At 58.8% G+C, this 26,259-nt stretch carries 20 protein-coding genes and 1 pseudogene; 9 read left to right on the top strand and 12 right to left on the bottom strand.

The genetic code is table 11. The annotated features are described in order from the left end of the window. Positions 1-456 precede the first annotated feature (456 nt). The 4 genes from JK232_RS11630 to JK232_RS11615 all read left to right on the top strand — a co-directional run bounded on the left by JK232_RS11630 (position 457) and on the right by JK232_RS11615 (position 6,717). A complete protein-coding gene (locus tag JK232_RS11630) occupies positions 457-858 on the top strand; it encodes an SRPBCC family protein (protein WP_072929531.1) in 402 nt (133 codons plus the stop codon). A gap of 13 nt (positions 859-871) precedes the next feature. Continuing rightward, entirely contained in the window at positions 872-2,437 is a 1,566-nt protein-coding gene (locus tag JK232_RS11625) for a UbiD family decarboxylase (protein ID WP_079205260.1), read from the top strand. A 312-nt stretch (positions 2,438-2,749) separates the two neighbouring features. Beyond that, positions 2,750-4,303, top strand: a complete 1,554-nt coding sequence (locus JK232_RS11620) for a methyl-accepting chemotaxis protein (RefSeq protein WP_072929526.1) — start codon at positions 2,750-2,752, stop codon at positions 4,301-4,303. A 581-nt stretch (positions 4,304-4,884) separates the two neighbouring features. Continuing rightward, positions 4,885-6,717: an ABC transporter ATP-binding protein gene (locus JK232_RS11615; RefSeq protein ID WP_072929524.1), complete on the top strand. Its 1,833-nt coding sequence runs from the start codon at positions 4,885-4,887 to the stop codon at positions 6,715-6,717. 97 nt (positions 6,718-6,814) lie between these two features. Here JK232_RS11615 and JK232_RS11610 read toward each other — a convergent pair whose 3' ends face one another. Continuing rightward, on the bottom strand, positions 6,815-7,717 hold the full coding sequence (locus tag JK232_RS11610; RefSeq protein ID WP_072929522.1) for a LysR family transcriptional regulator: 903 nt from the start codon (positions 7,715-7,717) through the stop codon (positions 6,815-6,817). Positions 7,718-7,906: 189 nt separating this feature from the next. Between JK232_RS11610 and JK232_RS11605 the strand changes: the two genes are divergently transcribed. From JK232_RS11605 to JK232_RS11590, 4 genes are all read left to right on the top strand, one after another. Then, the gene (locus JK232_RS11605; protein ID WP_212589225.1) at positions 7,907-9,286 is read left to right on the top strand and encodes an MFS transporter; all 1,380 of its coding nucleotides are present in this window, start codon (positions 7,907-7,909) and stop codon (positions 9,284-9,286) included. Further along, entirely contained in the window at positions 9,286-9,669 is a 384-nt protein-coding gene (locus JK232_RS11600) for a DUF4440 domain-containing protein (protein ID WP_212589224.1), read from the top strand. Before JK232_RS11605 ends, JK232_RS11600 begins: the two co-directional genes overlap by 1 nt. A gap of 230 nt (positions 9,670-9,899) precedes the next feature. Next, positions 9,900-10,157, top strand: a complete 258-nt coding sequence (locus JK232_RS11595) for an AbrB/MazE/SpoVT family DNA-binding domain-containing protein (RefSeq protein ID WP_072929516.1) — start codon at positions 9,900-9,902, stop codon at positions 10,155-10,157. Beyond that, complete coding sequence (locus tag JK232_RS11590; RefSeq protein WP_072929514.1) at positions 10,157-10,519, top strand: type II toxin-antitoxin system PemK/MazF family toxin; 363 nt, start codon at positions 10,157-10,159, stop codon at positions 10,517-10,519. Before JK232_RS11595 ends, JK232_RS11590 begins: the two co-directional genes overlap by 1 nt. Before the next feature lie 98 nt (positions 10,520-10,617). On the opposite strand, the gene bla is transcribed toward JK232_RS11590, so the two are convergent. Next, positions 10,618-11,505 carry a class A beta-lactamase gene (gene bla, locus JK232_RS11585; protein WP_072929512.1) on the bottom strand — a complete coding sequence of 296 codons (888 nt, stop codon included), beginning with the start codon at positions 11,503-11,505 and terminating at the stop codon, positions 10,618-10,620. Positions 11,506-11,708: 203 nt separating this feature from the next. On the opposite strand from bla, the gene JK232_RS11580 reads away from it, so the two are divergent. Beyond that, positions 11,709-12,944, top strand: coding sequence for an RtcB family protein (locus JK232_RS11580; RefSeq protein WP_072929510.1), 1,236 nt, complete (start codon positions 11,709-11,711; stop codon positions 12,942-12,944). Between the two features lie 91 nt (positions 12,945-13,035). On the opposite strand, the gene JK232_RS11575 is transcribed toward JK232_RS11580, so the two are convergent. The 10 genes and pseudogenes from JK232_RS11575 to JK232_RS11530 all read right to left on the bottom strand — a co-directional run bounded on the left by JK232_RS11575 (position 13,036) and on the right by JK232_RS11530 (position 26,206). Beyond that, on the bottom strand, positions 13,036-15,123 hold the full coding sequence (locus JK232_RS11575) for a metallophosphoesterase family protein (RefSeq protein ID WP_212589223.1): 2,088 nt from the start codon (positions 15,121-15,123) through the stop codon (positions 13,036-13,038). Between the two features lie 58 nt (positions 15,124-15,181). Then, entirely contained in the window at positions 15,182-16,750 is a 1,569-nt protein-coding gene (locus JK232_RS11570; protein ID WP_246538484.1) for an HPr family phosphocarrier protein, read from the bottom strand. Positions 16,751-16,767: 17 nt separating this feature from the next. Further along, positions 16,768-19,350: a glycoside hydrolase family 38 N-terminal domain-containing protein gene (locus tag JK232_RS11565; protein WP_212589222.1), complete on the bottom strand. Its 2,583-nt coding sequence runs from the start codon at positions 19,348-19,350 to the stop codon at positions 16,768-16,770. A 105-nt stretch (positions 19,351-19,455) separates the two neighbouring features. Continuing rightward, positions 19,456-20,574 carry a PTS fructose transporter subunit IIC gene (locus JK232_RS11560; RefSeq protein ID WP_101854582.1) on the bottom strand — a complete coding sequence of 373 codons (1,119 nt, stop codon included), beginning with the start codon at positions 20,572-20,574 and terminating at the stop codon, positions 19,456-19,458. Continuing rightward, the gene (locus tag JK232_RS11555) at positions 20,567-20,881 is read right to left on the bottom strand and encodes a PTS fructose transporter subunit IIB (RefSeq protein WP_072929504.1); all 315 of its coding nucleotides are present in this window, start codon (positions 20,879-20,881) and stop codon (positions 20,567-20,569) included. Before JK232_RS11555 ends, JK232_RS11560 begins: the two co-directional genes overlap by 8 nt. 654 nt (positions 20,882-21,535) lie before the next feature. Next, positions 21,536-22,705, bottom strand: a pseudogene (locus JK232_RS23010) (sensor domain-containing diguanylate cyclase). Positions 22,706-23,713: 1,008 nt separating this feature from the next. Continuing rightward, positions 23,714-23,977, bottom strand: a complete 264-nt coding sequence (locus tag JK232_RS11545) for a hypothetical protein (protein ID WP_101828106.1) — start codon at positions 23,975-23,977, stop codon at positions 23,714-23,716. Then, positions 23,971-24,606 (bottom strand): AAA family ATPase, encoded by a 636-nt coding sequence (locus JK232_RS11540; protein WP_072929496.1) that lies wholly within the window; start codon positions 24,604-24,606, stop codon positions 23,971-23,973. The genes JK232_RS11545 and JK232_RS11540 overlap by 7 nt, the downstream gene beginning before the upstream one ends. A 116-nt stretch (positions 24,607-24,722) precedes the next feature. Continuing rightward, positions 24,723-25,652 (bottom strand): alpha/beta hydrolase, encoded by a 930-nt coding sequence (locus JK232_RS11535; protein ID WP_212589221.1) that lies wholly within the window; start codon positions 25,650-25,652, stop codon positions 24,723-24,725. 290 nt (positions 25,653-25,942) lie between these two features. Continuing rightward, the gene (locus tag JK232_RS11530) at positions 25,943-26,206 is read right to left on the bottom strand and encodes a hypothetical protein (RefSeq protein WP_139300301.1); all 264 of its coding nucleotides are present in this window, start codon (positions 26,204-26,206) and stop codon (positions 25,943-25,945) included. Positions 26,207-26,259 lie beyond the last annotated feature (53 nt).

Raw genomic sequence — 26,259 nt, 5'->3', positions numbered from 1 at the left:
CTGAGCCGGCTGCGCATCCGGGCTGGCGGTATAGCGGAGTATTCCTACGCGTCAGTGTCATCAACGCGTTATACAGGAGGACATAGTTATCGGGTGTCATATATTCCTGTTATTACAGTGCACCTCATCAGATGTGCAAACCGAAGTATCATGTTGTTAAGTCAGTAAATGTTAATGTGTCAATCTGCAGTACCCTAAAGGCTCCCGCTACACAGTGGGAGCCTTTTTTGTTTTTCCTGCCTGCGTTGCTTTCCCTCCAATCCGGTTTTGCTTATCCCTTCAATATTGTGTGCCTTTTGGTTAAAAACTGCATCAGGATATGTGGTGACGGCTGCCGGGCCGGGTGAGGTTATGCCGCACTGCTATAGTGTGAAGGCAATATAGTGTGAAGGCTATAACGCCTGCCGCCGATGCCGGGGCAGCCTCACTGCATTCCTATTTTCAGGAGGAGAAGTCATGAAGACGTTGCATCATGCCATCAAGATCGCGGCCCCCTGCGCCGCGGTGTATCGCGCACTGACCACCCCGGAGGAGATGGCCGTCTGGCATAAAGGCCAGGTGGAAGGCGATATTGCCCCCGGCCGGATCCTGACCCTCACCCCAAAGCCCGGCCTGCGTTTTGGCTGGCGCACTGACCAGCTTGAGCCGGACCGGCTGATCGCCCAGACCTGTGTGGAAGGCCCCGGCAACTCCCGCGACAAAACGCTGACCCTGACCCTCTCGGAACCGGCCCCAGGCGTGACGCAGGTGACCCTGGCGGACGGTGAATGGCAGGAGGATGACCCCCACCTGCCGTTCTGCAACAGCTATTGGGGGGCGGTGCTCTACCGCCTGAAAATCCACGCAGAGAAAAAATAGGGAGTACCGCGCCATGCCTCAGAAACGCCCAGCACATTACCATGTGGTCAATCCCGGCGATGCCCACCCCCAGGGGTGGGACGTGCCACCGGTCAACGATTTACGCTCCGCCATCGCCTTGCTGAAAACCCTGCCGGGCCACTACCTGGAAACAGACCGCGAGACGGACCCCATCGGCGAACTGGCCGGGGTCTACCGCCATATTGGCGCCGGCGGCACCGTGATGCGCCCTACCCGCACCGGCCCGGCGATGCTGTTTAATAACATCAAAGGCTTCCCGGATGCGCGGGTGCTGGTGGGGATGCTGGCCAGCCGTGAACGGGTCAGCGCTTTGCTGGGTGCGCCGGTACGTGAGCTGGGTATCCAGATGGCGGAAGCGCGCAGGAACGTCACGCCGCCGGTGATGGTAAAGCAACAGGATGCGCCCTGTCAGGAAGTGGTGCACCGCGCTGATGAAGCGGGCTTTGACCTGCGCAACCTGTTGCCTGCGCCGACCAATACCGCCGAGGATGCCGGCCCCTATTTCTGCATGGGGCTGGTGCTCGGCAGTGACCCGGATGATCAGGACAACGCGGATGTCACCATCCACCGCCTGTGCGTGCAGGGTAAGGATGAGCTGTCGATTTTCTTTGCGCCGGGGCGGCATATCGATGTGTTCCGCCAGAAAGCAGAGGCAGCGGGCAAGCCGTTGCCGGTCTCCATCAATATGGGGCTGGACCCGGCCATCTATATCGGGGCGGAGTTCGAGGCACCCACCACCCCATTCGGGTTTAATGAACTGTGCGTGGCCGGTGGCCTGCGCGGCCAGCCGGTCGAGCTGGTGGAGTGTTTGACTGTGCGCCAGCGGGCGATTGCCAGGGCGGAAATCGTGATTGAAGGGGAAATCCTGCCGGGTGTCCGCGTGGAGGAAGATCAAAACACCCATACCGGTAAAGCGATGCCGGAATTCCCCGGTTATACCGGTGAGGCGAACCCCTCGTTGCCGGTGATCAAGGTCAAGGCCGTCACCACCCGCAAAAACCCGATTCTGCAAACGTTGGTCGGGCCGGGTGAAGAACACGTCAGCCTGGCCGGTATCCCGACCGAAGCCAGTATCCACATTGAGTGCCAGGATGCGCTGCCGGGGCTGGTGAAAAATGTCTATGCCCACAGTGCAGGCGGCGGCAAGTTCCTGGCCATTCTGCAGGTGCAGAAACGTCATGACGGCGACGACGGCATGACCCGCCAGGCAGCACTGATTGCGCTGGCCGTGTATCGTGAGCTGAAAAACGTCATTCTGGTGGATGAGGATGTCGACTTATTCGATACCGATGATGTGCTCTGGGCGATGCAGACCCGCTTCTCAGGTGACATGGACGCGATCTTTGTGCCGGGTGTCGCCGGGCATGTGCTCGACCCGTCACAAACACCGCAGTATGACCCGCGCGTCACCGCCAAAGGCACCACCACCAAAACAATTTTCGACTGTACGGTGCCGTTCCACTTGAAAGAACACTTTGTCCGCGCGCAGTTCCAGGAGGTTGACCCGAGCCTCTGGGCACCTTCCCTGTTTGGGAAAACCAAACCGTCAGACGCGTAATTCCCTCTGGCCCCTGTTTACTGCGGGGGCCTTGCCGTACGGCCCTACCCTGTTCTCAACTCCTTGAAATCGCAGGGTTATCCTCATCCCCTCCCCTGCTCCGCGATAAGCCTTGGGTGATCTTACTCACAGATTTATATCAAGTTTTTCCTGCCGGTGCCGATTTAGTGAGCCTCGGCGAGCGTAAAAAAAGCCCTGGTGCCTGTGCGCCGGGGCGCTGCCGGTAAGCCAGCGTACTTGGGCGTTATCCGGGCATACCCGGTATTAAGGGATGGCCGCGCTGCCGCATTCTATTTCAAAGGGGAAGAAGTGATGGTTTCTGTGAAAAATATGAGAGTGGGCCTCCGTCTGGGGGCGGCATTCGGGTTAGTCATCCTGCTTTTGATCATCGTCAGCACCACCGCCATCGTCAAAATCGGCAACATCAACTCCGCCGTGGATGGCATCGTCAATGACCGCTACATCAAAGTCCGGCTGGCGTTTGATGTCCGGGACGGCGTGAACGATCAGATCAAATTCCTGCGCGGCATCGTTATTGATACCGCGCGGCCGCAGTTCAATGAGAAACGGTTTAAGCAGCTCGCGGCCGCCACCACCCAGACCAACGAGGCGATTGAGAAAATCGCCCGCTTACAGACCACCGCCGTCGGCCAGAAAAAAATCAGTGGGGTGAAAGCCGCGGCAGAGGCGTTTGAAACCCAGAAACAGGCCCTGATCGCCCTGGTGCGCGCCGGTGATGAGCTTGCCGCCGCCGAATATGTGCTGCTGAAAATCACCCCGGCGCAGAACGCGTTTCTCGACAGCGCAGTGAAGTTCGCCGATTCCCAGTCCGGCCAGTTGCAATCTGAGGGTGCGCAAGCGCTCAAAGACGGCTCCACCGCCATCAATGTCACGCTGATTTTCTCCGCGCTGGCGATCCTGGCTGCGGTGCTGCTGGGCTATCTGCTGACCCGTTCAATCGTCAGCCCGCTGCGTGACGCCGTCAGCGTTGCCGAAAATGTGGCGGCGGGCGATCTGCGCACGGTGATCCGCGTCACCTCGACGGATGAAACCGGCCAGCTGATGCAGGCGCTGAAAAACATGAACGAAAACCTGCTGAAAATCGTCAATGAAGTGCGCAGCGGCACTGACCTGATCGCCAACGCCTCCGGTGAGATTTCCGCCGGGAATATGGACCTGTCAGTCCGCACCGAGCAGCAGGCCAGCTCACTGGAAGAGACCGCCTCCGCCATGGAGCAGATGACCTCTACCGTGCGGCAGAATGCCGACAACGCGCGCCAGGCCAACCAACTGGCGGCGCAGGCCTCCAGGGTGGCGACCGAAAGCGGCGACGCGGTGAAGCAGGTGGTCAGCACCATGAATATGATCAACACCTCGTCGAAGAAAATCGTCGACATCATCAGCGTGATTGACGGCATCGCCTTCCAGACCAACATCCTGGCGCTGAATGCCGCGGTGGAAGCCGCGCGTGCCGGTGAACAGGGGCGCGGGTTTGCCGTGGTGGCGTCTGAAGTGCGTAACCTGGCACAACGTTCCGCCTCCGCTGCCAAAGAGATTGCCCAGCTGATTGAAGACTCGGTATCGAAAGTGGATGAGGGTGAAAAGCAGGTCGCCAAAGCCGGTTCGACGATGGAAGAAGTGCTGGCCAGCGTGAAAAGCGTGACTGACATCATGGGTGAAATCACCCTGGCCAGCGCGGAACAACGCAGCGGTATTGAAGAGATCAACACCGCCATCACCCAGATGGACCAGGTCACCCAGCAGAATGCCGCGCTGGTGAACGAGTCCGCCGCCGCTGCCCAGTCGATGCAGGAACAGGCGCACCAGTTGGCGCGTGCCATCCGCGTGTTTAAGGTTGAGGCGTAAACCCCGGCCGCAGCGTCAGCGTTCACCCAAGCCGGTCAGTTGACCGGCTTTTTTATGCGTAAAAACACCCCGGATTATTTTTAATCTTCCTGGGTGGGGTAAGCCGTTGTTTAGCGGCGGCTCTTGTCACAATCCGCTTTTTTTTGAACCAAAAAGGTACTGTAACAGTGTTTTTTTTACATTTTTTTAGTACTAAAAGAGTGTCATTACGGCACATTGGTTATACGCTTATCAGCAGGCCTTTTCCCGCCGGGCCAGGCAAACAGCCTCTCCTTTCCCGCCTGCCCTGCCCGCCTTTACATGTACATAATTTGACCTACCCACTATCTTAGTAGATGTCACTAAGCATTCCTGCACCATCCATAAACAACAATAGTCACAACACGTTATTACCGTGCGGCGGCGCGTGACCGGACGATCCCCGGACTGCGCCCTATAGCCTCAGCTTTGATGTCGTTTGACGAACACAGCGCCTGGTTTTCCGAACAGGAAAGAAGAGTGGCCCCGGTCACTACGTTATGGGACAGCCTGCCGATTGCCACAGGCTGCATCTGTGAATCACCTAACACGCGAGAGTCGCTATGTTCTATCGACGTTTAGAAAGGTTGATTGATATTTTCCAGGCTGCACCCAGTGAGGCGCCCCCGAATAACGTCTCGTCCTATTACCTCTACTACCTGCGCCAGGTCTGGCCGAGCTTTACCGCATTGATGATTGTCGGCCTGATTGGCGCGCTGATTGAGGTGATCCTGTTCAATTACCTCAGCCGCATTATCAACATCGTCAGCAATACCGCGGCGGTGGACTTGTTTGATGAGTACGGCGGCGAGCTGCTGTGGATGGCGGTGGTGGCGCTGGTGTTGCGGCCGCTGTGCGTAGGGCTGCATGACATGCTGATCCACCAGACCATCAGCCCCGGCATGGGCAGCCTGATTTGCTGGCAGAACCACAACTATGTGATCAAACAGAGCGTGGACTTCTTCCAGAGTGATTTTTCCGGCCGCATCGCCCAGCGCATTATGCAGACCGGCAACGCCCTGCGGGACTCCGCCGTGCAGGCGGTGGACGCCGTCTGGCATGTGATTATCTTTATCGTCAGTTCGATGATTCTCTTCGCCTCTGCTGACTGGCGGCTGATGCTGCCGCTTACCACCTGGCTGCTCTGTTACACCCTGACCCTCTGCTACTTCATCCCGCGGCTGAAACAGCGCGGCGTGAAATCCTCCGCCGCCTATTCGCGGCTGGTGGGCCGCATTGTCGACAGTTACACCAACATCACCACCGTCAAACTCTTTGCGCACACCTCGCTGGAACAGCAATACATCCGCAAAGCCATCAGTGAGCAGACCCAGAAAGCGCAACAGGCCGGGCGGCTTATCACCGGCATTGACCTGCTGATCACCGTGCTGAACGGGCTGCTGATCGTGGCGACCACTGGGCTTGCGCTCTGGCTCTGGACACAGTCTTTAATCAGCGTTGGGGCGATTGCGCTGGCGATCGGGCTGATGCTGCGGATTGTCAGCATGTCCGGCTGGCTGATGTGGGTGGTGAATGGCGTGTTCGGCGGCATCGGCGTGGTGCAGGACGGCGTGAAAATGGTGTCGCAACCGATCAATGTGGTTGACCGCCCGCAGGCACCGCCACTGGCGATCCCACGCGGGGAGATCCGCTTTAACAACGTCAGCTTCCGCTATGACAATTACAATGCGGTGATCCAGAACTTCAACCTGACCATCCGCCCCGGTGAAAAGATTGGCCTGATTGGCCCATCCGGGGCCGGGAAATCCACGCTGGTGAACCTGCTGCTGCGCTTCTATGACGTCGCGGACGGCGCGGTGCTGATTGATGACCAGAACATCGCCGATGTCAGCCAGGAGAGCCTGCGCGCGCAGATCGGCATGATTTCTCAGGATACGTCCCTGCTGAACCGCTCACTGCGCGAGAACCTGATGTACGGTAACCCGTCGGCCACTGAGGAGGCGATCATGCAGGTGTTACGGCAGGTGCATGCCGATGAGTTCATCGAACGGCTGTGTGATGCCGAAGGGCGCACCGGGCTGGCGGCGCACGTCGGCGAACGCGGCACCAAACTTTCCGGCGGCCAGCGCCAGCGCATCGCCATCGCGCGCGTGCTGCTGAAAGACGCGCCAATCCTGATCATGGATGAGGCCACCTCCGCGCTCGATTCCGAAGTCGAGGCCGCGGTGCAGGAGAACCTGGAGCCGATGATGCAGGGGAAAACGGTGATCGCCATTGCGCACCGCCTCTCGACCATCGCCCGTATGGACCGGCTGATTGTGCTGAACCAGGGGCAGATTGTGGAGATGGGCACCCATCAGGAGTTGCTGGCGCAAAACGGCCTCTATACCCGGCTCTGGCAACACCAGATCGCCGGGTTTGTCGGCGGGCCATAGCCCCTTTTTCGGGGTATCATCATGATGCTCTTTTGATATCAAAAAAGTACTATTAAAGCACCTTATTGGTACCAATAAGGTGCTTTTTTTACACCTTTCAGCTCTCTCTTTCTGCCTGCGTCCGGGCTTTGAAAAAGTCGATAAACGCCCGCACTTTTTCCGGTATGTGGCGGGTATTCGGGTAGAGGGCGGAAATCGCTTGCGACGGGAAGCGATGATCGGGCAACAGAACGGTGAGCCGTTGCTCCCTGACCAGCGGCTGTACCAGCCAGTCCGGCAGCAGTGCGACCCCACTCCCCGCCAATACAAAGGTCAGCAGGGCCGCAGCGCTGTCCGCCAGCCAGGCTGCGCCGCCTGCGACGTCAAAGGCCACGGTGTGGCCTTCCGGCGTTTTCACCGGCCAGTTCAGCGGCGACGCCAGGCGTGAATGGGCTATCCAGTGCGCCTGCGCCAGGCCGGCCAGATCCTGCACCGGATGGCGCGCCAGATACGCCTTTGCGGCCACCGGCAAAATGCGGAAACGGCCAATCCGCGCCGCATGGTGGCTGGAGTCCCGCAGGCTGCCAAGACGGATTGCCACATCCACGCGCGCGGCGACAAGATCGGTATGCTGGGAGGAGGAGCTGTGGCGGATGCGTAATTCAGGGTGATGGCGGGCAAAGGCCGCCAGCGCCGGGACTACCGCGTGCGCACCGTACTCCGGCGTGCTGGCAACATGCAAGGTACCCTGATACCCCTGATGCTCTCCGCGCACCTCTTCCAGCGCCGCCTCAGCCGCGCGCAGCAACTGTTGGCTGTGGGCATAAAACCGCTCCCCGGCATCCGTCAGCGCCAGCTGCCGGGTCGTGCGGACCAGTAACGCCACGCCCAGTTCTTTCTCCAGCTGTTTCAGGTTAACGCTGACCACCGCCCTGGTCTGGCCCAATGACTGGGCGGCACCGGTAAAGCTGCCCGCTTCCACCACCGCGACAAACATCGCCAGACGTTGCAAATTCAACATAGAAGGCCATCCCTGCTCAAAAGAGCCGGCAGTATACGCAGTTGCCGGGCAGGGATCCTACCCCTGCCTTCTGCACGGCAGACGCCGGTGCGTGGATTGTCAAAATTCCATTAACACTCTGGTCGCCCGCTGCGGCGTTATCCTGCCCTCGCTCAGCCGCTACACTGGCCCCCTATTACAGGAGGCCCTATGCCCTACCGCATCCGCGTTGCCGTACTCTATCTGCTGGGATTTTTTGTCGATTTAATCAATATGTTCAGTACCGGTGTCGCTTTTCCGGCTATCGGGCGAGCGCTGCATGCTTCCCTGGCTGAGCTTGCCTGGGTCAGCAATGGCTATATCCTTGGCCTGACCGTGGTGCTCCCGCTCAGCGCCTGGCTGATGCAACGGGTAGATGCCCGGCGCATCATGCTGTTATCGCTGGCCCTGTTCCTGCTGGCGACTCTGGCCGCCGGTACTGCCGCCCGCATTGAGACGCTGATTGGCTGGCGGATTGTGCAGGGGCTGGGCGGCGGGCTGCTGATCCCAGTCGGGCAGACGCTGGCATACCGCCTCTATCCCCGCCATGAACGGGCCAGGCTGTCGGCTGCCATTATGCTGGTGGGGTTGCTGGCCCCGGCGCTCTCACCGGCGTTGGGCGGCCTGATTGCTGACCAGTTCAGCTGGCGCGGCATCTTTTTCGCCAGTTTGCCGCCGGCACTGTTGGCCCTGATCCTGGCCGCCTGCTGGTTACGTCCCTCCCCACCCCCGGCGGAACGCACCCCGCTGGACTGGCATGGCCTGCTTACGTTCAGCGCGGCCGTGGCGCTGTTGTTGCTCGGCCTGACCGGGCTGGCTGAACACAGCATGCGCTGGCAACCCTGGGTGCTGGTCGCCGCCGGTGCGCTGCTGCTGATGAACGGGATTCATCACAGCCGCCGCCACCCTCACCCGTTGCTGGCCCCGGTGCTGCTGCATGACCCGCTGTTGCGGATGGCTATGCTGATGTATCAGGCGATCCCTGGGTTGTTTATGGGGGTGAACCTGCTGGCAATGCTGTTTTTGCAGGCGCAGTTGTTGATGACTGCCGCACAGGCCGGCGCCATGATGGTGCCGTGGGCGCTGGCCTCTTTTGTCGCGATCCTCACTACCGGCAAACTGTTTAATACGTTGGGCCCACGCCCCTTGCTGGTTGCAGGCTGTCTGGCGCAGGGCGCAGGTATGCTGCTGCTGGCCCAGATCACCGGCACCGGGCAAGAGACGTGGCTGTTGGCCGCGTTTATGCTGATGGGACTTGGCGGCAGTTTGTGCAGCAGCACGGCCCAGAGCAGCGCCTTTCTGACCATACCTGACAGCCGGCTGGCGGCAGCCAGCGCACTCTGGAACATTAACCGCCAGCTCAGTTTCTGTCTGGGCGTCACGCTGGTCAGTATGCTGTTCGGTGTGTTGCAACAGCATATGGATCTCTTGCGCGCCAGCCACGGCTGTTTTTATCTGGTCGCGGCCAGCACGCTGTTACCGCTGGCGGGCGTATTACGTCTGGATAACCGCGGCATTGTGCGGCGGATTGCCTTGTCTAAGGAGAGCTAATGAACCCCTATTTTCAACACGTGATTGATCTGCACATCGCCATTGAGCAGTGGCTTGGCAAAGGGACGGGCGAACTGCCCGCGCTGCTGAGCTATTTTACGGACGATTTTTCGATGGTGACCCTGGGCGGCGGCACACTGGATAAACCGGCACTGGCCGCGTTTTTCACCGCCCACGGCAACGCGCGGCCGGGGCTGGCGATTGATATCGAAGAGATGGCGCTGATTGCGCAATGGCCGGAGGGTGCCGTGGTCAGTTATCAGGAGCGCCAGCGCCTGCCCGGCCAGCCTACGCATTTGCGCCGATCTACCGTGGTCTTCAGCCACACAGAGGCCGGGTTACAATGGCGGCATCTGCATGAAACGCCGGTCAGTGGGGCCTGACAGGCTGCGTTTCACCCACACTAAAATCACACCTATTTAGTACCAAAAAGGCACCTTGGCGGTGCCTTTTTAATTCCTCTTCAGTACCATATTAGTGTATAGGGCTGAACACAGCGAGCACCTGACAACGGCCATTTGGATCATTGAAATGGCTCTCTGAGCGCATTCTGCCAGGGATAGACAATGTATAAACAACAGGATATTATTTAACCATATCTACTGGGGAGGTAATGATGGGTACGGTCAGAAAATGGGGTAACAGCGATGGTGTCATACTTAACGCCTTCCTGATGCGCGAAGCCGGTATCAGCCGTGGTGATGTGGTTGAACAAAAAGCGGTTGAAGGCGGCATTATGATATTCAAAGCCGCAAAGAAAAAACTCACTCTGGAAGAACGGCTGGCAATGTGTGACCTGGAAGCCCCTGCATTTTCTGAAGAAGAAGCCTGGGGAACAACGCTTGAATTTGTAGGTAAGGAGAAGCTTTAATGGCAGCAGCCGGCAGGATCCCCGACCGCGGTGATATCTATTCTATTGATGTTTCACCAACACGGGGAAAAGAGTTACAGGGAGGCAGCAATGACCGGCGCTATGTCCTGGTACTTAGCCATCAGTCCGTGAATCAGTTGGGGACAACATTATGCGCGCTCATTACCCAGGGCAGTGTTCCCGCCCGTGAAAAAGGGTTTACTGTGACACTGATGGGAAGTGGTTCAGCGACACAGGGTGTCGTCACCCTTTGCCATGTCCACACGTTTGATTTTCAGGTACGGGGTGCCCGTTTTATTGAAGAAGTTGATGACGTGGTGGTTGAGGAATGTCTTGATGTATTGGACGTCATGACGCACTGACCAGTCCGCCCTTTCTCATTGCCCACACTAAAATCACACCTATTTAGTACCAAAAAGGCACCTTTACGGTGCCTTTTTTGCTCTAATTCAGCACCACATTAATGCGAAGTGGTGAACGAGGCGAGCACGAGACGGGTCGCGGTTGCCAGCACGTCGCGGCGGGCTTCGGCATCCGCTTTTGGCTGCGTAAAGTAGATGGCCAGCACCAGCGGTTTGCCGTGCGGCGGCCAGATAACCGCCAGATCGTTGGTGGTGCCGTAGTCGCCCGATCCGGTTTTATCCCCGACGTCCCAGCCTGCCGGCACCCCGGCGCGGATACTCTTCGCACCGGTCTGGCTGTTCTTCAGCCAGCCAATCAGTTGCTGTTGCTGGGCCTGGGGCAAGGCCTCGCCCAGTGCCAGGTGTTGCAGGTTACGCGCCATCGCCCGCGGTGTGGAGGTGTCGCGTTCATCACCGGGAATGGCGGTATTCAATTCCGGCTCCCAGCGGTCAAGGCGGGTTTTGTCATCCCCCAGGCTGCGCGCCAGTTTGGTAATGCTCTGCGGCCCGCCGATCTCGGTTAACAACAGGTTGGCGGCGGTGTTATCACTCCATTCAATCGCCGCTGCGCAGAGTTCTGCGACCGTCATCCCCTCTGCCAGATGTTTGCCGGTGACCGGCGCGTAACTCTGCAAGGCGGCGCGATCGTAACGGATGCGTTTTTCCAGCAACGCCGGTTGCGTGACGCTGCGTTGCAGTACCGCACCCGCCGCCAGCACTTTAAAGGTGCTCGCCATGGCGAAGCGCTCTTCACCGCGGTAGGTGATTTCCCGCTGGCTGCCGGTGTCGATCAGCGCGACCCCAAGCCGCCCATTGGCGTTGCGCTCCAGTTCCGCCAGTTGGGCCGTCAGCGTATCGGTGGCCGCAGCGGCCTGAAAAACAGCGCCGGAGAGCGCCAGCCCGGCAGCGAACAGAAGGGTACGGCGGCAACGTGACAACAGATTCATCTATTAAATTCCTTATTAATAAGTATAAAAACAGCATCAAAAAGGTGTTTTTTTGGTACCACTAAAGCACCTTTCCGATACCGTAACGCGCCTTTATACAGGTTATCTTTCTGGTGCGCCTCTCCCGTTTGGCATTTCAGGATTATCCTTATGAGAGGGTGGTATCACATCATCCCCCCGATTTTTTTTAACGAGTTATCGCTATGAGTAAGAAACCGTCCGATCAGATCCAACTGCTGACCTCACCCGGCGGCGCGCCGGTAAAAATGTGGACGCAGGGTGTGCCCGTCGAGCCGGAAGCCAGGGCGCAATTACAGAACACCGCCAAAATGCCGTTTATCTTTAAACACCTGGCCGTGATGCCGGATGTGCACCTGGGCAAAGGCTCCACCATCGGCAGCGTGATCCCCACCCGCGGGGCAATTATCCCGGCGGCGGTCGGTGTGGACATCGGCTGTGGGATGATTGCTGTGCGCACCTCGCTGACGGCAACGGATTTGCCGGACAACCTCGCCGGGCTGCGCAGCGCCATTGAGCAGGCGGTGCCGCACGGGCGCACCACGGCGCGTTCCAAACGCGATAAAGGCGCGTGGGATCGTACGCCGCAAGAGGTGGACAACCACTGGTCAACGCTCGCCCCGCGCTTTAAACGCCTGACCGACAAATACCCGCAGTTGCTGAAAACCAATAACCACCAGCACCTCGGCACGCTGGGCACCGGCAACCACTTTATTGAGATCTGCCTGGATGAGCAGCAACGGGTATGGGTGATGCTGCACAGCGGCTCGCGCGGGGTTGGGAATGCCATCGGCACGCTGTTTATTGCACTGGCGCAGAAAGATATGCAGCGCCATATCGCCAATTTGCCGGATCGCGATCTCGCCTATTTTGAAGAGGGCAGCCGCCATTTTGAGGACTATATGGCGGCGGTCGGCTGGGCGCAGGATTTCGCCCGCCACAACCGCGAGGTGATGATGTCGCGGGTGCTGGCGGCGCTCTCCCGGGTGGTGCCGAAACCCTTTATGACCCAGCAGGAGGCCGTGAACTGCCACCACAATTATGTGCAGCGGGAGAGACATTTTGGCGAAGAGGTGCTGGTCACGCGTAAGGGCGCGGTGTCAGCCCAGAAGGGCGAGATGGGCATTATTCCCGGTTCAATGGGGGCGAAAAGTTTTATCGTCCGGGGGCTGGGTAATGCAGAAAGTTTCTGTTCGTGCAGCCACGGTGCCGGGCGGACCATGAGCCGCACCGCCGCCAAAAAGCGTTTCAGCGTGGCTGACCAGATCCGTGCGACAGCCCATGTCGAATGCCGCAAAGACAGCGAAGTGATCGATGAAATCCCGATGGCGTATAAAGATATTGATGCGGTGATGGCGGCGCAATCCTCGCTGGTGGAGATTGTGCATACCCTCCGGCAGGTGGTGTGTGTGAAAGGATAAAAAACACCAAAAAGGCACCTTAAGAGTGCCTTTTTGGTACTAATGAGGCGCCTTTTTTACACCAAAAAAACAGCCAGCCTGCACAGGCACATTATAGTGGTGTGATTTCCCCGCTTTGCAGATTAACCCGGAAATTTCGGCTGGGTTGGCCGTGCAGGTACTTATCCAGCACCCGGAAAAGGGTGCCGAACCGCAGGCGAAACACCTCGTCGAATCGGCTTTTGTCGTTAATTTTTTGCGTGGCCGGCGGCAGGGTGGCGGCAAGGCTGCCGGTTAACAGGTGGTACTGCCTCAACCGCGCCGCAGAGATATCCCGTAGCGCCAGTTCATCCGCATTACGCAGGCGATAAAAATCCACGGCCAGGTCAAATCCGTTCCAGCGAGCAAAGTCCTCCAGCGTCAATCCCGCCTGCTGGGCCAGCGCCTGCGCTTTTTGCCGGGCGTTTTCCCAGGCCACCGGGTTTTCCTGTGAATAGCGCCGGGTGATCTCCCCCTTGCGCGGCGTGCTGCCGGATGCGCACTGCGCAGGCGCGACGCCCGGCGGCCCGCCCAGGATATCGCGGTAGGTTATCTGCCCCGCTGACTGGCTCAGGATAAGCATCTCTTTGCCGTTCAGGCTGAACAGCATTTGGCGGATGTCACACGGCCACTCTTCGGGCAGAAAACGCAGGCGTGTCAGCTCGGTGATATGCCAGTCAGTGAAGGCGTAATAGTCCGGCGCAGTGAGAATGGCTTTATTCCAGAGATGCGGCGAATGGCTGGCGTTCAGGTAATCCCACTCTTGTTGATAGTGTTCAAAAAGCTCGTTGAAACGCGGCACACTCCCGAGGATCACCGTCTGAACCTCCATCTCTGTGCGGTTTTTAATACTGAGGATCTTATAGGCCGGGACATAAGCCGCCAGCGACGGTGCCTGAATATTGACCAACACACTGCCGTCCGGGTAGCGACGGACGCCGGTATCATTGAAGTGCATATGCCCGCCGACATGGACGCCAATGCCGGTTTTCGCCAGCGCATAGCTGGTTTCCTGACGGGGCGCCCGCGTAAGTTGCAAGGTGCCTTCACCAAACAGCGCTTCCATATCCTGCATTGCGCCGTTATCAAACTCCACCATCGGGAAATGGCTGAACGTCACCAGCGTTTTATGTTCTGCTTTTGCGCGCTGCGCAACAGAGGCCATCCAGGCCACGGTCTGCTGTTTATGCGTCAGCATTTTGTTGTAGCCTGCCTCACCGGAGCCGGCAAAATTACCCGCCGCCCCAGGTTTTCCGGCATCCGCTTTTTCGTCCGGCACATACACATTCGCATCAACAGCCAGTAACCAGAGGCCGGGAACAGGCTCGACCAGATAGCTGCTGTCCGCCACCATAAAGCACGGGCCATAGCCCGGCTGCTTATAACGCCCACCGGTACCCTGGGTACAAATTTCATACTGCCGGCGACCAAAATCACTGGCCTGCAATGCAGCCTGATAACGGTAAGGTTGCTGGTGGTAATCAGAGTAGGGGGTTTCCCAGTAACGGTCGGCAGGCGAAGGGGTAAGGCCAAACGGCCCCATCGCCTTCATCACATACTCATACCCCCGGCTGGCCATTTCCTCGCTGCACAGGGTAGGTAACCCGGCCCCGGTGTTGATGAGGGCGGTACGGCCCGCATACCCGCTGCACTCTTTTGCGCCCCGGCTGAAAATACGTTGTGTTTGCCCGCCCTGGCCGAGGAAATCCTCTTCGCCGCCTGGGCTGTCAAACGGGCGGTTGGGATCATGGTTGCCCGGCGTGGCAAAGAAACGCATCCCATAACGTTGCCCATACTCCTGCAACAGCGAGACCAGCCCGCGAAGGTGCAGCGACTGCCCGTCATCGCTGAAATCCCCCGGCAGGGCGACCAGTTTAATGCCTTTACGGCCGGCGTCATCCAGGGCGGCCCGCAGCGCGAAGTAATTTTCATTAAACAAACGCGTGGAGGTCAACTGCGCATACATAGTCCGGATCACCGCCGGGCGGCCACTTTTGCTGTTTTTCAGGCCGGCAAAGGCCCCGTCGGCAAATTGCCCGTACACATCATGAAAGTGGATATCCGGCATAAAGGCGATGCGATAGGGAGAGGTGTCGGCGGCAGCCACACTGCCGGTCACGACAGCGAGCAGCGCCAGATAACGCTGAATGATTTTCTTCATTTTATGTTGCTCCATGCAACAACCTGTTCTGTTGCGAAGAGGGCATTTGCCCGGTCAATTACGCCTGCGCTGCCCCGTCCCCATAGCCCAACTCCGTTTCCAGAAAGGCCACCAGCGCCGCTGACGTGGGCACATTCATCAGTTGTTCACGAAAATCGCTGTGCATCAGCTTGCGTGCCAGCGTGGAAAAGATGCGCATATGCTCAGTCTGTGCCTGCGCCTTCAACGCCAGCATGATAACCAGCCGGACATCCACCCCGTCGCCCCAGGGCAGCGGGGTTTTCAGGCGCAACACCGCGAGCGTGTTATGGAGGATGGCGGGGGACTGGCAGTGCGGGATCGCCACGGAAAAGCCCAGCGCGGTGGAGAACACCGCCTCACGCTGCCAGATGGCGCGCTCCGCCTCCACGCCGGACGCGGCACGCTGGTCACTTTCCAGCCTGTCGGTCAGCTGCTTTATCACCTCATATTTATCGGGAAGGGTGTCATCAAGCTGTACCAGCGCAGGTGTGATCAGCGGCCGCGGCGCGGCCGTTTCCTCACGCCACTGAGGCCGCGGTTTATCACGCTCCAGCGTGAACCATCGCCCGGCCACTGCATCCGGGTCAGCAACCAGCACCCCATTGCGCGCGTCCAGCAGCACGCGGGTTGCCTGCTGCATCTGCGGGTGCGCCCCCGGCGGCACGCAAAGCAAAGGTATGGAAAACGCCCGCGCAAGAATGGCGGTATGGGAGGTTTCCGCGCCCGTTTCCATCACAATGCCGTGCAGGTGGGGGCCGCGCAGGGCCAGCAATTGCCCCGGCGTCATCCTGCCCCGGCAGAGCACAATCGCCGCCTGTGTCAGCGCCGGTACTGCCAGTTGCGGATCGCGCGAAAGGCACGCGGCCAACCGGTACCCCAAATCCTGCATATCCAGCTCGCGCTGGCGCAAATAGTCGCTGTCGCTCTGCCGGAACGGCAAACGCAGCGCATCGAGGGCGCAGGCGAGGGCGGCCAGCGCATTGGCCGCGCCCTGTTGGCTGAACAGCGCCTCTTCCACCGCCTCATCCCCCAGCAACTGGCTATGCGCGTCCAGGATCTGTGCGGCCTCGCCCTGGGCAGCGGCGGCGTCGCGTTCAAGTTGCGCACGGGCGCGGTGCCACGCCGCCAGCAGGTGCTGATGCTGCGTGGCGTGGTCGGTGGCAGGCTCACGTTGCGCCAGCCGGTGAAGATCGGCAGGTGTGAAACTCACCGGCACCCCCAGCGCTATCCCCGGGCTGACGCCGTTCCCGCGCAGCACCGGGGAGGCCGTGCGTGCGAGGAAAACCGGCAGTGCACAGTCTGTGCCCGGCGCGTGCGCGGCCGGTGGGGTATCGCACCCGGCCAGCTCATGCAGGATAAAATGGCTCAACGCCTGATGGGCCGCCTGCGCGTCCGGCCCGTCAATCTGTAACCGGCACGCATTTCCCAGGGCGACATCCGCCCCCACCAGCGCCAGCGCACTTTTGGCATTGGCCTGGCGCGCGTTATTGCCGTTCACCAGCGTCACAGACGAGGTAAACCGTGCGGCGCAGCGCGCCAGTGCACCGGCAGGGCGGGCATGGAGGCCATGCGGTAACGGGTAATGGAATGAAAGGGTCAGCATCATATTCTCCTCCTGTGGCATCAGTCGATTAACCAGGAAACCGGCGTACCGGCGGTCACCACGTCATCCGTTACCGCGCTGGGCGTCTCGGCCAGGGTGACCCGGCGGCATGCCCCCTCAGCCACCGGTTGCCCGCAGTGAAGCGGCGTGAGGCCGGGGTTCCAGCCACGCAGCAGCAGCGCATTGCTGTGCTGCGCTTTTTTGAGGGTGCTGAAATGCAGCGCGCAGTCCCATGACAGCAGGCTGTAACGCGCCGGAAAGTGCAGCCCATGTGGGTTGGTGCGAAAGCGTGACCAGCCGCTCTCAAGATAGCCGGCGGCCGGGGTACGCCACTGCTCAACCGCCCGCCAGAAGGCCGCATCTTGCCCCTGCGCCATCGGCAGTACCGCGAAATGGGCGCGATACAGGCCGGGAAGCTGCGAATCGGGCGTCGGCAGGGCCATGCCGGACGCACGGCCCGGCCGCCACAACAGGTCAGGTTTTCCCAGCCAGCCGACACTGCGGAACAGGGTGATCGCCAGCGTCTGTGGCTGTTGGGCCGGGATTTCATACTCCCGCAACCCCTCGGTAACGACGCACACACCGCGCGTCCCGTTATGCAGCATCACCAGGCTTTGCATCGGCCAGAGTGACGCCGGGGCCTCGGCCCAGTTTTCCGCCTGCCAGCGCTGCAACGCGGCAGGCTGGTTTTCCCGTTCAATCAGCCCAAACGGCTGATCGGCGAAGTGAACGGCCTGACTGACCCCGACCGGGATTTCCACCTGCAACCGGTGGTCGCGCAGCGTATTGTTGACCTCAATCTCCACATCCAGCCACGGCCGGTCATGCGGGAGCGACAGGACCAGGGTGACCTCCAGCGCGGCATTACACTGCCTGGCCTCGCGGGCGGCGGCGTCCAGCGGGGCAGGGATGCGCCAGGTGAGCGTCAGGGTATCGTTCAAAGGCCCGCGCACCCCGTGCAGGCCGGTCAGGCAGCCGTCGCTGCTGATTTTCCAGTCTTCCGGCGGGGGCGAATAGTTGTAGTTATCCCCGGCGTCGCCGCCGTCCACCAGCCGCAATACACCGGGATAGCGCTGCCCGCTGCGTTTATCCTCCAGCGTAAGCTGCCCGTGCTCGACCACCAGCCGTAACCAGCGGTTCTCCAGCCCCTCCACCGCGGCCGGGGTGGTGTCAAACCCGGCTGCCCGGCCCTCCTGCAACATCAGGGTCTGGTAACCGCAGGGCGGCAAGGCCTTCACCTCCAGCAGGATGTCGCATTTGCGATACCAGGTGGCCGTGGTGCTGTTTGACAGCTCCTGCACGATGAGCGACATATCCTGCGGGGCTTCATGCAGCAGTTGCCAGCGGCAGGGCGCCCCGGCCTGATCCACAATGCAGAAATCCTGTTCGGGCGTGTAGAGGGTCAGGCGGACATGCGCATCGCGTTCGTGGGGCAGCGGGTTGAACACGATGATTTTCTTGCCCTCGCCGTTCAGCGTGATGCCTGCCGCCAGCATGGCCATGTTCAGTTCATAAAGCTGCCGGGCGCTTTCCAGCCCATCGCACAGGCGCGCGTTGACCATGCTGTTTACGCGGTCGGCATTGCAACCGCCGATGCTGTCATGCGCCTGCGATTTCATCGCCCCACGCCAGATCTGTTCCAGCACCGGTTGCGGGTAGGGCAGCCCCAGCCGGGCATTCATCGCCAAAAGCGGCTCCAGCGTCTGGCTGACAAACTGCTCCAGCCGGGCGTTCCGCTGTTTTATGTCCATGCGGGTGGAATAAATCCCGCGATGGACACGCATATATTTTGCGCTGAGCAACTCGCCGCGCCATACCGGCAGCGCGCAGCCGGTGGCCTGCAACGCGCTGAAAAAGGCAGTAAAACTGCTGCGCTTAAAACGGTAAGCCTGCTGGCGCAGGTTCAGCGTATCCAGCATCGCAGGCACTGCATATTCGAAGGGGGACTGGTCGTTGCCGTTAGGCAGCAACAGGTGATCGGTCAGGGAAAAACGCGCCTGTTTGTCGAGGATGGCAGGCAGGCGTTGCGCCGCCTGCGTTGCCTCCCCCGGCAACCCTTTGGCACAGCCGTAGCCCCAGGGCAGCACCGCGGTGGTCACGCGGCTGCCGTTCTGGGCGCACCAGGTAAATTCGCTGGCAGGGACATCATGCTCGCACCAGCCGCGCCAGATCACCGCGCAGCCGATGCCGAACTCGCGCAGAAACAGCGGAAGCTGGGCGCTCTGCCCAAAAGAGTCCGGGACATAGCCGACCGGCATGTAACCGCCCCACGCCTCGCAGTCCGCTTTTCCCAACAGCAGGTTGCGGGTGATCGACTCCGCCCCCACCACCAAAAAATCGGTCTGGGTATACCAGGGGCCAATCAGGATCCGCCCCTGGCGGATCAGCGTTTGCAGGCGTTCACGGTGTTCCGGGGCGACCTGCACATCATCCTCCAGCATCACCGTTTGCCCATCCAGCACAAAAGGCCCGAGGCCAGGATCCTGTTCCAGGCGACAGAGCAGATCCTGCATAAAATAATAGAGCAGCGTTTTTGACTCATTCTCAGTGAAATACCACTCGCGATCCCAATGCGTATGCTGAATGACATGCACGGTTTTCATGATTATCCCTTTTCCTGTGTCAGGGGTTATTCAGGGCGGGCGGCATCCCAGAAAATGGGCTTTCTGCTGACGCCTCTCGTCTGAAATAAATAAACCGGGTCGTGATTACCGGCCCACTTTGAATTTCGGTGCCGCGGGCGCTTTTTTCGCCTCCTGCATGGCTTCTCCCCGGAAGATCAGCAAAGAGCCGGCGGTAATCATCGCCGCCCCCGTCGCAATGGCGAGGACATACACCAGCCAGTTTTCCACCGCCAGCCAGCCATAAAAGCCGGAAATCGGCGCACGGTTCACCGCACCCAGCCCTACCGCCATCGCGGCACCCACGGCGGAGCCGATGACGTTGATCACAATGATTTTGGGGTTGGCCAGCGCAAACGGGATCGCCCCTTCTGACACCCCGATAAGCCCCATCAGCGTGGCGGCTTTCCCCGCTTCCCGCAGGGAGGCCGGAAAACGGTTGGCCCACAGCAACGTCGCCAGGCCCAGCCCGATCGGCGGCACAATGATGGCGACCTGGGCCGCCGTATTCGGGGCATAAATCCCTGACGCCAACAGCGCCATCGCCGTGGTGACGGCCGCTTTGTTGACCGGGCCGCCCAGATCGAACCCGACCATGCCGCCGACCACCGCCGCCAGGATCACCGTGTTGGTGCCTGACATCGCCAGCAGCCACTGTTCCATGCCGTGGTTCAGCGCGGCCAGCGGCGTGCCGATGACAAACGCCATCACGCTGCAGGTCAGCAGCGTGCCGCCCACCGGCAGGATAAAAATAGGCCCGGCCGAGGCCAGTGCCTTCGGCAGCGTGACCATCGTCGCCAGTGCCCGCACGATATACCCGGCGACAAACCCCGCCGCCAGCGCGCCGAGAAAGCCGGTGCCCAGGCTGTTTGCCAACAGGCCGCCGACCATGCCCGGTGCCAGCCCAGGCTTGTTGGCCAGCGCAAAGCTGATATAACCGGCGACCACAGGCAACATCAGCGACAGCGCCATGCCCCCGAAGCCATCAAATTTATGCAGCAGCTGCACCACCAGGCTCGCGGCCTGTTCATGCCCGGCATCCCAGATGTTATCGATGCCGTACAGCGAGGCTCCAATGCGTGAAATGCCCATAATGACCGCCCCGGCAATCACAAAAGGCAGCATCCATGATACCCCGGTCATGATGGCGGTTTTGATCTCCTGGCCCGCCGCCGGTGCGGTGCTTCCCCCGTTTCCCTTAGCCATGCGTCACCTCCTGCTCCAGCGCCTCAAATATCGCATCGCCAAACTTAATCGGGTCGGCGACGCAGCACTCCAGTTTGATCAGGCCGTTAAACCGCTCTTTATTGAGGATGGCGACATCCGCCGCCAGGATAACGGCATCGGCGCGTGCCAGGTCGGCGTCCGTGATGGCGTTCTCCACCCCCATGCTGCCCTGGGTTTCGACTTTTATTTCATGGCCGCGCTGCTTGCCGGTTATTTCAAGGGCTTCCGCCGCCATATAGGTATGGGCCACCCCGGTCGGGCAGGCTGCAACACAAATAATGAACATAACAACTCCTTACAGGGGTCAGTTTCAGGCAATAAAAAAAGCACAATGGCGAAAGGCGCATTGTGCTTTGCAGGAAGAGAGCGAAGGGGAAGGCGGCATCGTCGGCCTCGCCACTGGCGTGGCGGCACAGGATTAACTGATGCAGAGAGCGGGTGCGGAACAGGAAAGCCAGCTCGTGGCGTTTATGGCTGCGCAGCCGGACGGGTGACGCGGCAGGACGCCGGTTTTTTGCAACGTGGGCCGCTACAGAGGCACCGGGGCGGCATAATTTCCCGGCGCTGCACCATAACTGTGCCCAGCCCGCGGCAATCTCTTCCCCAGCGTCCTGAGACACTGAAGGTTCTTCTTCTGCCAGGTCAGCGAGAGACGTAAAACAGCACATCGCGTTCAGCCACGTCTTGCTCTTGCTGTCCACTGACAGCCACCATGCAGTGATGATGGAAAAAACCCGGATGAGATAAGCAGGCATGGTTTCCCCTCAAAAAACTCAGGCTGAGTATAGGACAGGGGTAAAATAACGAATGTGACTTTCCACACGTTTATTAACCGGAATCAACGTTCCATTTAGCGATGTAAAAAAGGCACCTTAACGGTGCCTTTTTGGTACTATTTATACACTCTTTTTACACCAGAAATAGGGATTACCCGTAAAACTTACCCGTTATCTGTCAGGCAGGCGGCATTGATGATGCAGTCCCGCCCGGCGCGTTTGGCGGCATAAAGCGCGGCATCGGCGGCCTGTTTCAGGGTGGTGGCGTCATCCCCGGCGGTGGATGTGCTGATCCCGGCGCTGAGCGTGATGATTTTATCCGGCAGCAGGGAGGTATGGTGCGGCAACGCTGCGTTGTGTATCGCATACCGGATGCGTTTTGCCACCTTTTCCGCCTCATTGGCCGGGGTGCCCGGCAGGATGACCGCAAACTCCTCCCCGCCGTAACGCGCCACCACATCGGTGCTGCGGCGCGGCAGGTATTTCAACACATCAGCCACCCGCCGCAGGCACTAATCCCCCGCGACGTGGCCGAAGGTGTCGTTGTAGCTTTTGAAAAAATCGATGTCGCACATAATCAGTGACACCGGTGCGCCGGTGAGGGACGCGCGCGCCAGGCACTGTTCCAGGTAAATATCAAACTGGCGGCGGTTGCCCAGCCCGGTCAGGCTGTCAATCAACGCCAGATCCTGAAGCGTCAGGTTGACGCGGGTCAGCTCATCCTGTGTCTGCATCAGCTCCCGCCGGTGCCTCACGGTTTTACGGAACTGTTTCAGCACCAGCATCCCGAACAGGGAAATGGTCATCAACAGCAGCACATTGAGGCAGATAATCGCCAGGTTGTTTTTAATCCACTGGGTTTTCAGCAGATCGCGGTCAATGCCGACCGCCACCACCAGCGGGTAGCTCTGAAGCTGGGCATAGCCGAAAATACGCGTGACGCCGTCAATCGGCGAGTGCCAGGTACCGGCGCCCTGGGGCGAGGCTTTCAGCAGGCTGCGGTAGAGCGGGGTGTCTGCCATGCTCTTGTTGATGATGCGGTCTGAAAACGGACGCACGTACATCACCGTGGCATCCAGATGGGTCAAACCGAGAATGTCTTTGGGCGACATCTCATAGTAGCCGTAAAACTGGCGGAAAAAATCGACCCGCACCGTGCCCAGCACCACCCCGCGGAACCGGCCCTGATCGTCATTCAGCCGCAAAGAGACCGGGATAATCAGGTCACCGGTCGAGCGGCTGTGGATCACATGGCCGACATGCACCCGCGCATCGTTATGCGTCCGGTGCCAGATAAAATATTCACGGTCGGCATTGTTGGCCTGCGGGTACATCCGGCGGCCGGAAGTCGCCAGCCAGTTCCCTTGCGCATCATAAACAAAAAGCCCATGCAGTTGCGGCAACCGGCTTTTTTGCACCCCCAACAACCCCTGCGGGCCGAGGTAGCTCGCCGGGTTCGCGAAGATATCATCACCGTGGCGGACAATGTCTTCCAGCGTGATCTGCACTTGCAGGAAGGTATCCTCGGCCTGGCGGGACAAGGAGATCGACTGGTTTCTGGCCTGCTTTTCGGTGTCCTGCAACGTGTGTTGCCAGGATTGCCACATTGACCAGCCCACCACGAAGATCACGGCAACCGCAATAATAAGCAGGAAAACCGCCATGACGCGATCAGGCGATTTAAAGCGGGATAAAGCCAAGCACTCCTCCGGTCAGGTTAACGGTGTTGCGGCATCAGTTTACGTGATTCCCCCCGGTGCAAAGGGCAGATAAACCGCCCTGCAGGGCGTTAATCTCCCGCGCCCCGGCGGGGGACACTTCAGGTTTACTGATGCATAAGATGATTTGCGTTTAATCACTTTATCAGAGATAGCACCGCAGACTGGTAGGTTGAGCAGAGCTTCTCCCGAAGTTATCCACCGTTTCTGTGGATAACCTTGAGTTTGCGCCCAGCCCATCAGCCAGGAAAAGGATAATTTCAGGGGGTTAAAACGGGATAAAAACGGCACCTTTGCAGCACAATAATAGTACCAAAAAGGTATTTTTTTAACACTATCCCGACACCTTTTTGACACGTCCTGTCGTCAGCCTGGCCGCAGCGCTTCGTTAAACGAACGAAAACTGTTTTTACCGCGGTGTTTTCGCTTCAGCCGGGGTAATGTGGGAAAGAGAGACCGCGTAAAAAAGAACAGAAAGGTGAGAGGGAAGAAACAGGCTGTTTGTACCGGCGGAATAAAAAGCAGCATGTCACATAACTTTTTTGCAGGCGCATTTATAGCGCTGCCAATCAATAAGGCACCTTAACGGTGCCTTTTTAGTACCATAAAGGTGTCAAAACAGGATCACTGTAATTCGTTCTGCCCATGTTCGGCATAAAAGGCCAGCGCATAGCGGATCATATTCAGTTTGGAGCGCTGTGTTTTTTCACATAACGCTTCAAGCTGCGCGAACTCATATTCATTGAACGGGACGCGGATAGCTTTGTAATCACGCTTGGCGTCTTTATCGTGCGTGGGTTCGGCTGCCACACTATGGTCAGCCTGGGCTGCAAAGGCTTCTATTTTTTTATCGACCGGGATAGCCGGCGCTTCTCGGCGTTTTACCATGAGATCAACTCCTGTACCAGACACTGAATTTCCGCTTTCGCTTTGCCGTTATCCATTTCCACCACGCCTTTACCCTCAGACATACAATCGCGGTAAATTTTGCGGTCACGGATCACGGTATTCAGCAGGTTAAGGATTGGGAAATCAGCCAGGTAGTCTTTGGCTTCCTGCGTTTCATTGATCACCGGATTGGTCGGGGCCATCGTCAATACGGCACAAGGGCGCAGCGCCTCGTTGATGTCCAGCGCCTGGGTGATGATGTCATTAAGCTTCGGCAGGGTGTCCAGATCCGGCTGTGACGGGCGGAACGGCACCAGCAGCACATTGGCGGCCGTCATGCCGGTACGCAACTCGCGGCTGTCACGCCCGGCGGAATCGACCACCACATACTCATAGCGCTTGGCCAGGTCGAGCAGCGTTTCGCGGATATTGTCAAATTTCTGGATGCTGTGAACCACCGGCAGATCCTCCTGCCCGTTCCGGTCTGTGACCCAATTTGACGCGGTACCCTGGCGGTCTGCATCCACCAGAATGACATCTTTGCCCTGACGCGCCAGCTCTGCACAGATATTGGCCGCCGTGGTTGACTTGCCGCATCCGCCTTTCTGGCTGCCGATGAGTATAATCATGATACCTTCCTGGAGTTAATTAAGTGCTGAATTGGTACCAATTGAATATCAAAACGGAACACAATTCAACCCTGTTTTCAGTGGGTAAGCAAAGCCGGCCATGCCCGCCCGCCGCCTCAGGGAGCCGGGTGATCCAGCGCCTGGCAGAACCAGCTCACCACCCGGTCAATTACCGCCGGCTGGAACCAGTGCAGGTCTGCATGTTCCGCGCCGTCAATGATCACATACTCAGCCTGATTGCCGCGCGCTTTCAGCGCCTCGTACAGCTGTTGGCTTTGCACCGGCGAAACCAGCGTGTCTGCGCTGCCGTGCATAATAAGGAAAGGTGGCTTTGGCCCCTCAAGGTGACCCATCGGGCTGGCCGCCAGCGCCCTGGCCGGATCAGCCGTGATTGGCGCGCCCCCATGTTCTTTGAATGCCACGCCGTTGATTAACAGTGCCTGGGTGATGGCCGGCGAACGCTGGATGGCCTGCGCTTCGGGAGAAAACCCTTCAGTAATATTAAGCAGGTTGGAAATGCCGTACAGCGTGGCGGCGGCCTGGACATCTGACGCGTGCTGTAAGTAACGTCCTTTATCAAAGGTGCGCTGCCCGTTGGTCATGGCCATCATTTGTGCCATATAGCCCCCGGCGGAATCTCCCACCACGCCGATGCGGGCGCTATCAATGCCGTACTCTTCAGCATGTTCCCGCAGAAACCGCACGGCTGCTTTGCCGTCTTCTATTAAGGAAGGGTAGGGGTTCGGTATCACCCGGTATTCCACGGCCGCCACCACAAACCCGGCTTTCGCCAGTGCATACCGCATACCGATATATTTTTCATGGTGGGCGGACATAAAGCCCCCACCCGGAAAATAGAGGATGGCCGGTTTTTTCTGCTCACTGCGCGGGATAAGCAGTGACATTCTCAGCTGCCGGATTTCTGCCACGCTTTTGACCTGTGAGTAGATAACATGGCTGATGGCATCAATCTGTGTTTCCCGGCTCTCAACCCGGATCACCTCTGCGCCGTCTGTATAGCCGGGCAGTTCGTTGAATGCGGACATGATTCTTGCTTTCCTTCTTTTATATGTCGTGAAGATAGGTATAGCGAAGATTTCCCGGTCGCAGCGCAGAATCAGAACGTCATCCAGGGAAACGTGATAAAAATTGCGGTGCTTTTTTGGTACTAAAAGGGAATGTTTTAAGTGTATTAAACACACTGTTTAGGCATCAAAACAGCACCAGAATTACGGCGTTGAGGCGGTATAAACGTGATAAGATTTGCGGTGCGGAACGTGTGTCTTAACAGGTTGAGAATCCGGCATTTTATAAAATGCTGGGGAGATGAGGCAGATCAAGGAAGCGTGATATTGAGTGGGCTGCACTTGAAAATTGCCATAGAGATAAAGTGCAGGAATGGGTGGCGTTCCGGTGCTGCCAGACCGGCCGTAATTCCGGCAAACCGCACTTTTTTCTGCCCTTGTGGCGATGTTTCCTTACCCCTTTTCATCCGGCCCGGCATCGTGTTGTCGCCGTTTTTCTCAGTCAGTATCAAAAAGGCATCAAAATCACGCCTTTTGCGGGTGTTTTTAGTACTAAAAGAGTATCCATTTGGCACTGCTTTTTATCTTAAGGTGATAAGATTTGCGGTGGGATTTCTCACTCATTTCA

The organism is Nissabacter archeti, from assembly GCF_018257325.1.
In the GTDB taxonomy this organism is placed as follows: domain Bacteria; phylum Pseudomonadota; class Gammaproteobacteria; order Enterobacterales; family Enterobacteriaceae; genus Chimaeribacter; species Chimaeribacter arupi.
Note: the sequence above shows the minus strand (reverse complement) of the source record. Positions and strands in the feature narration are given on the sequence as shown.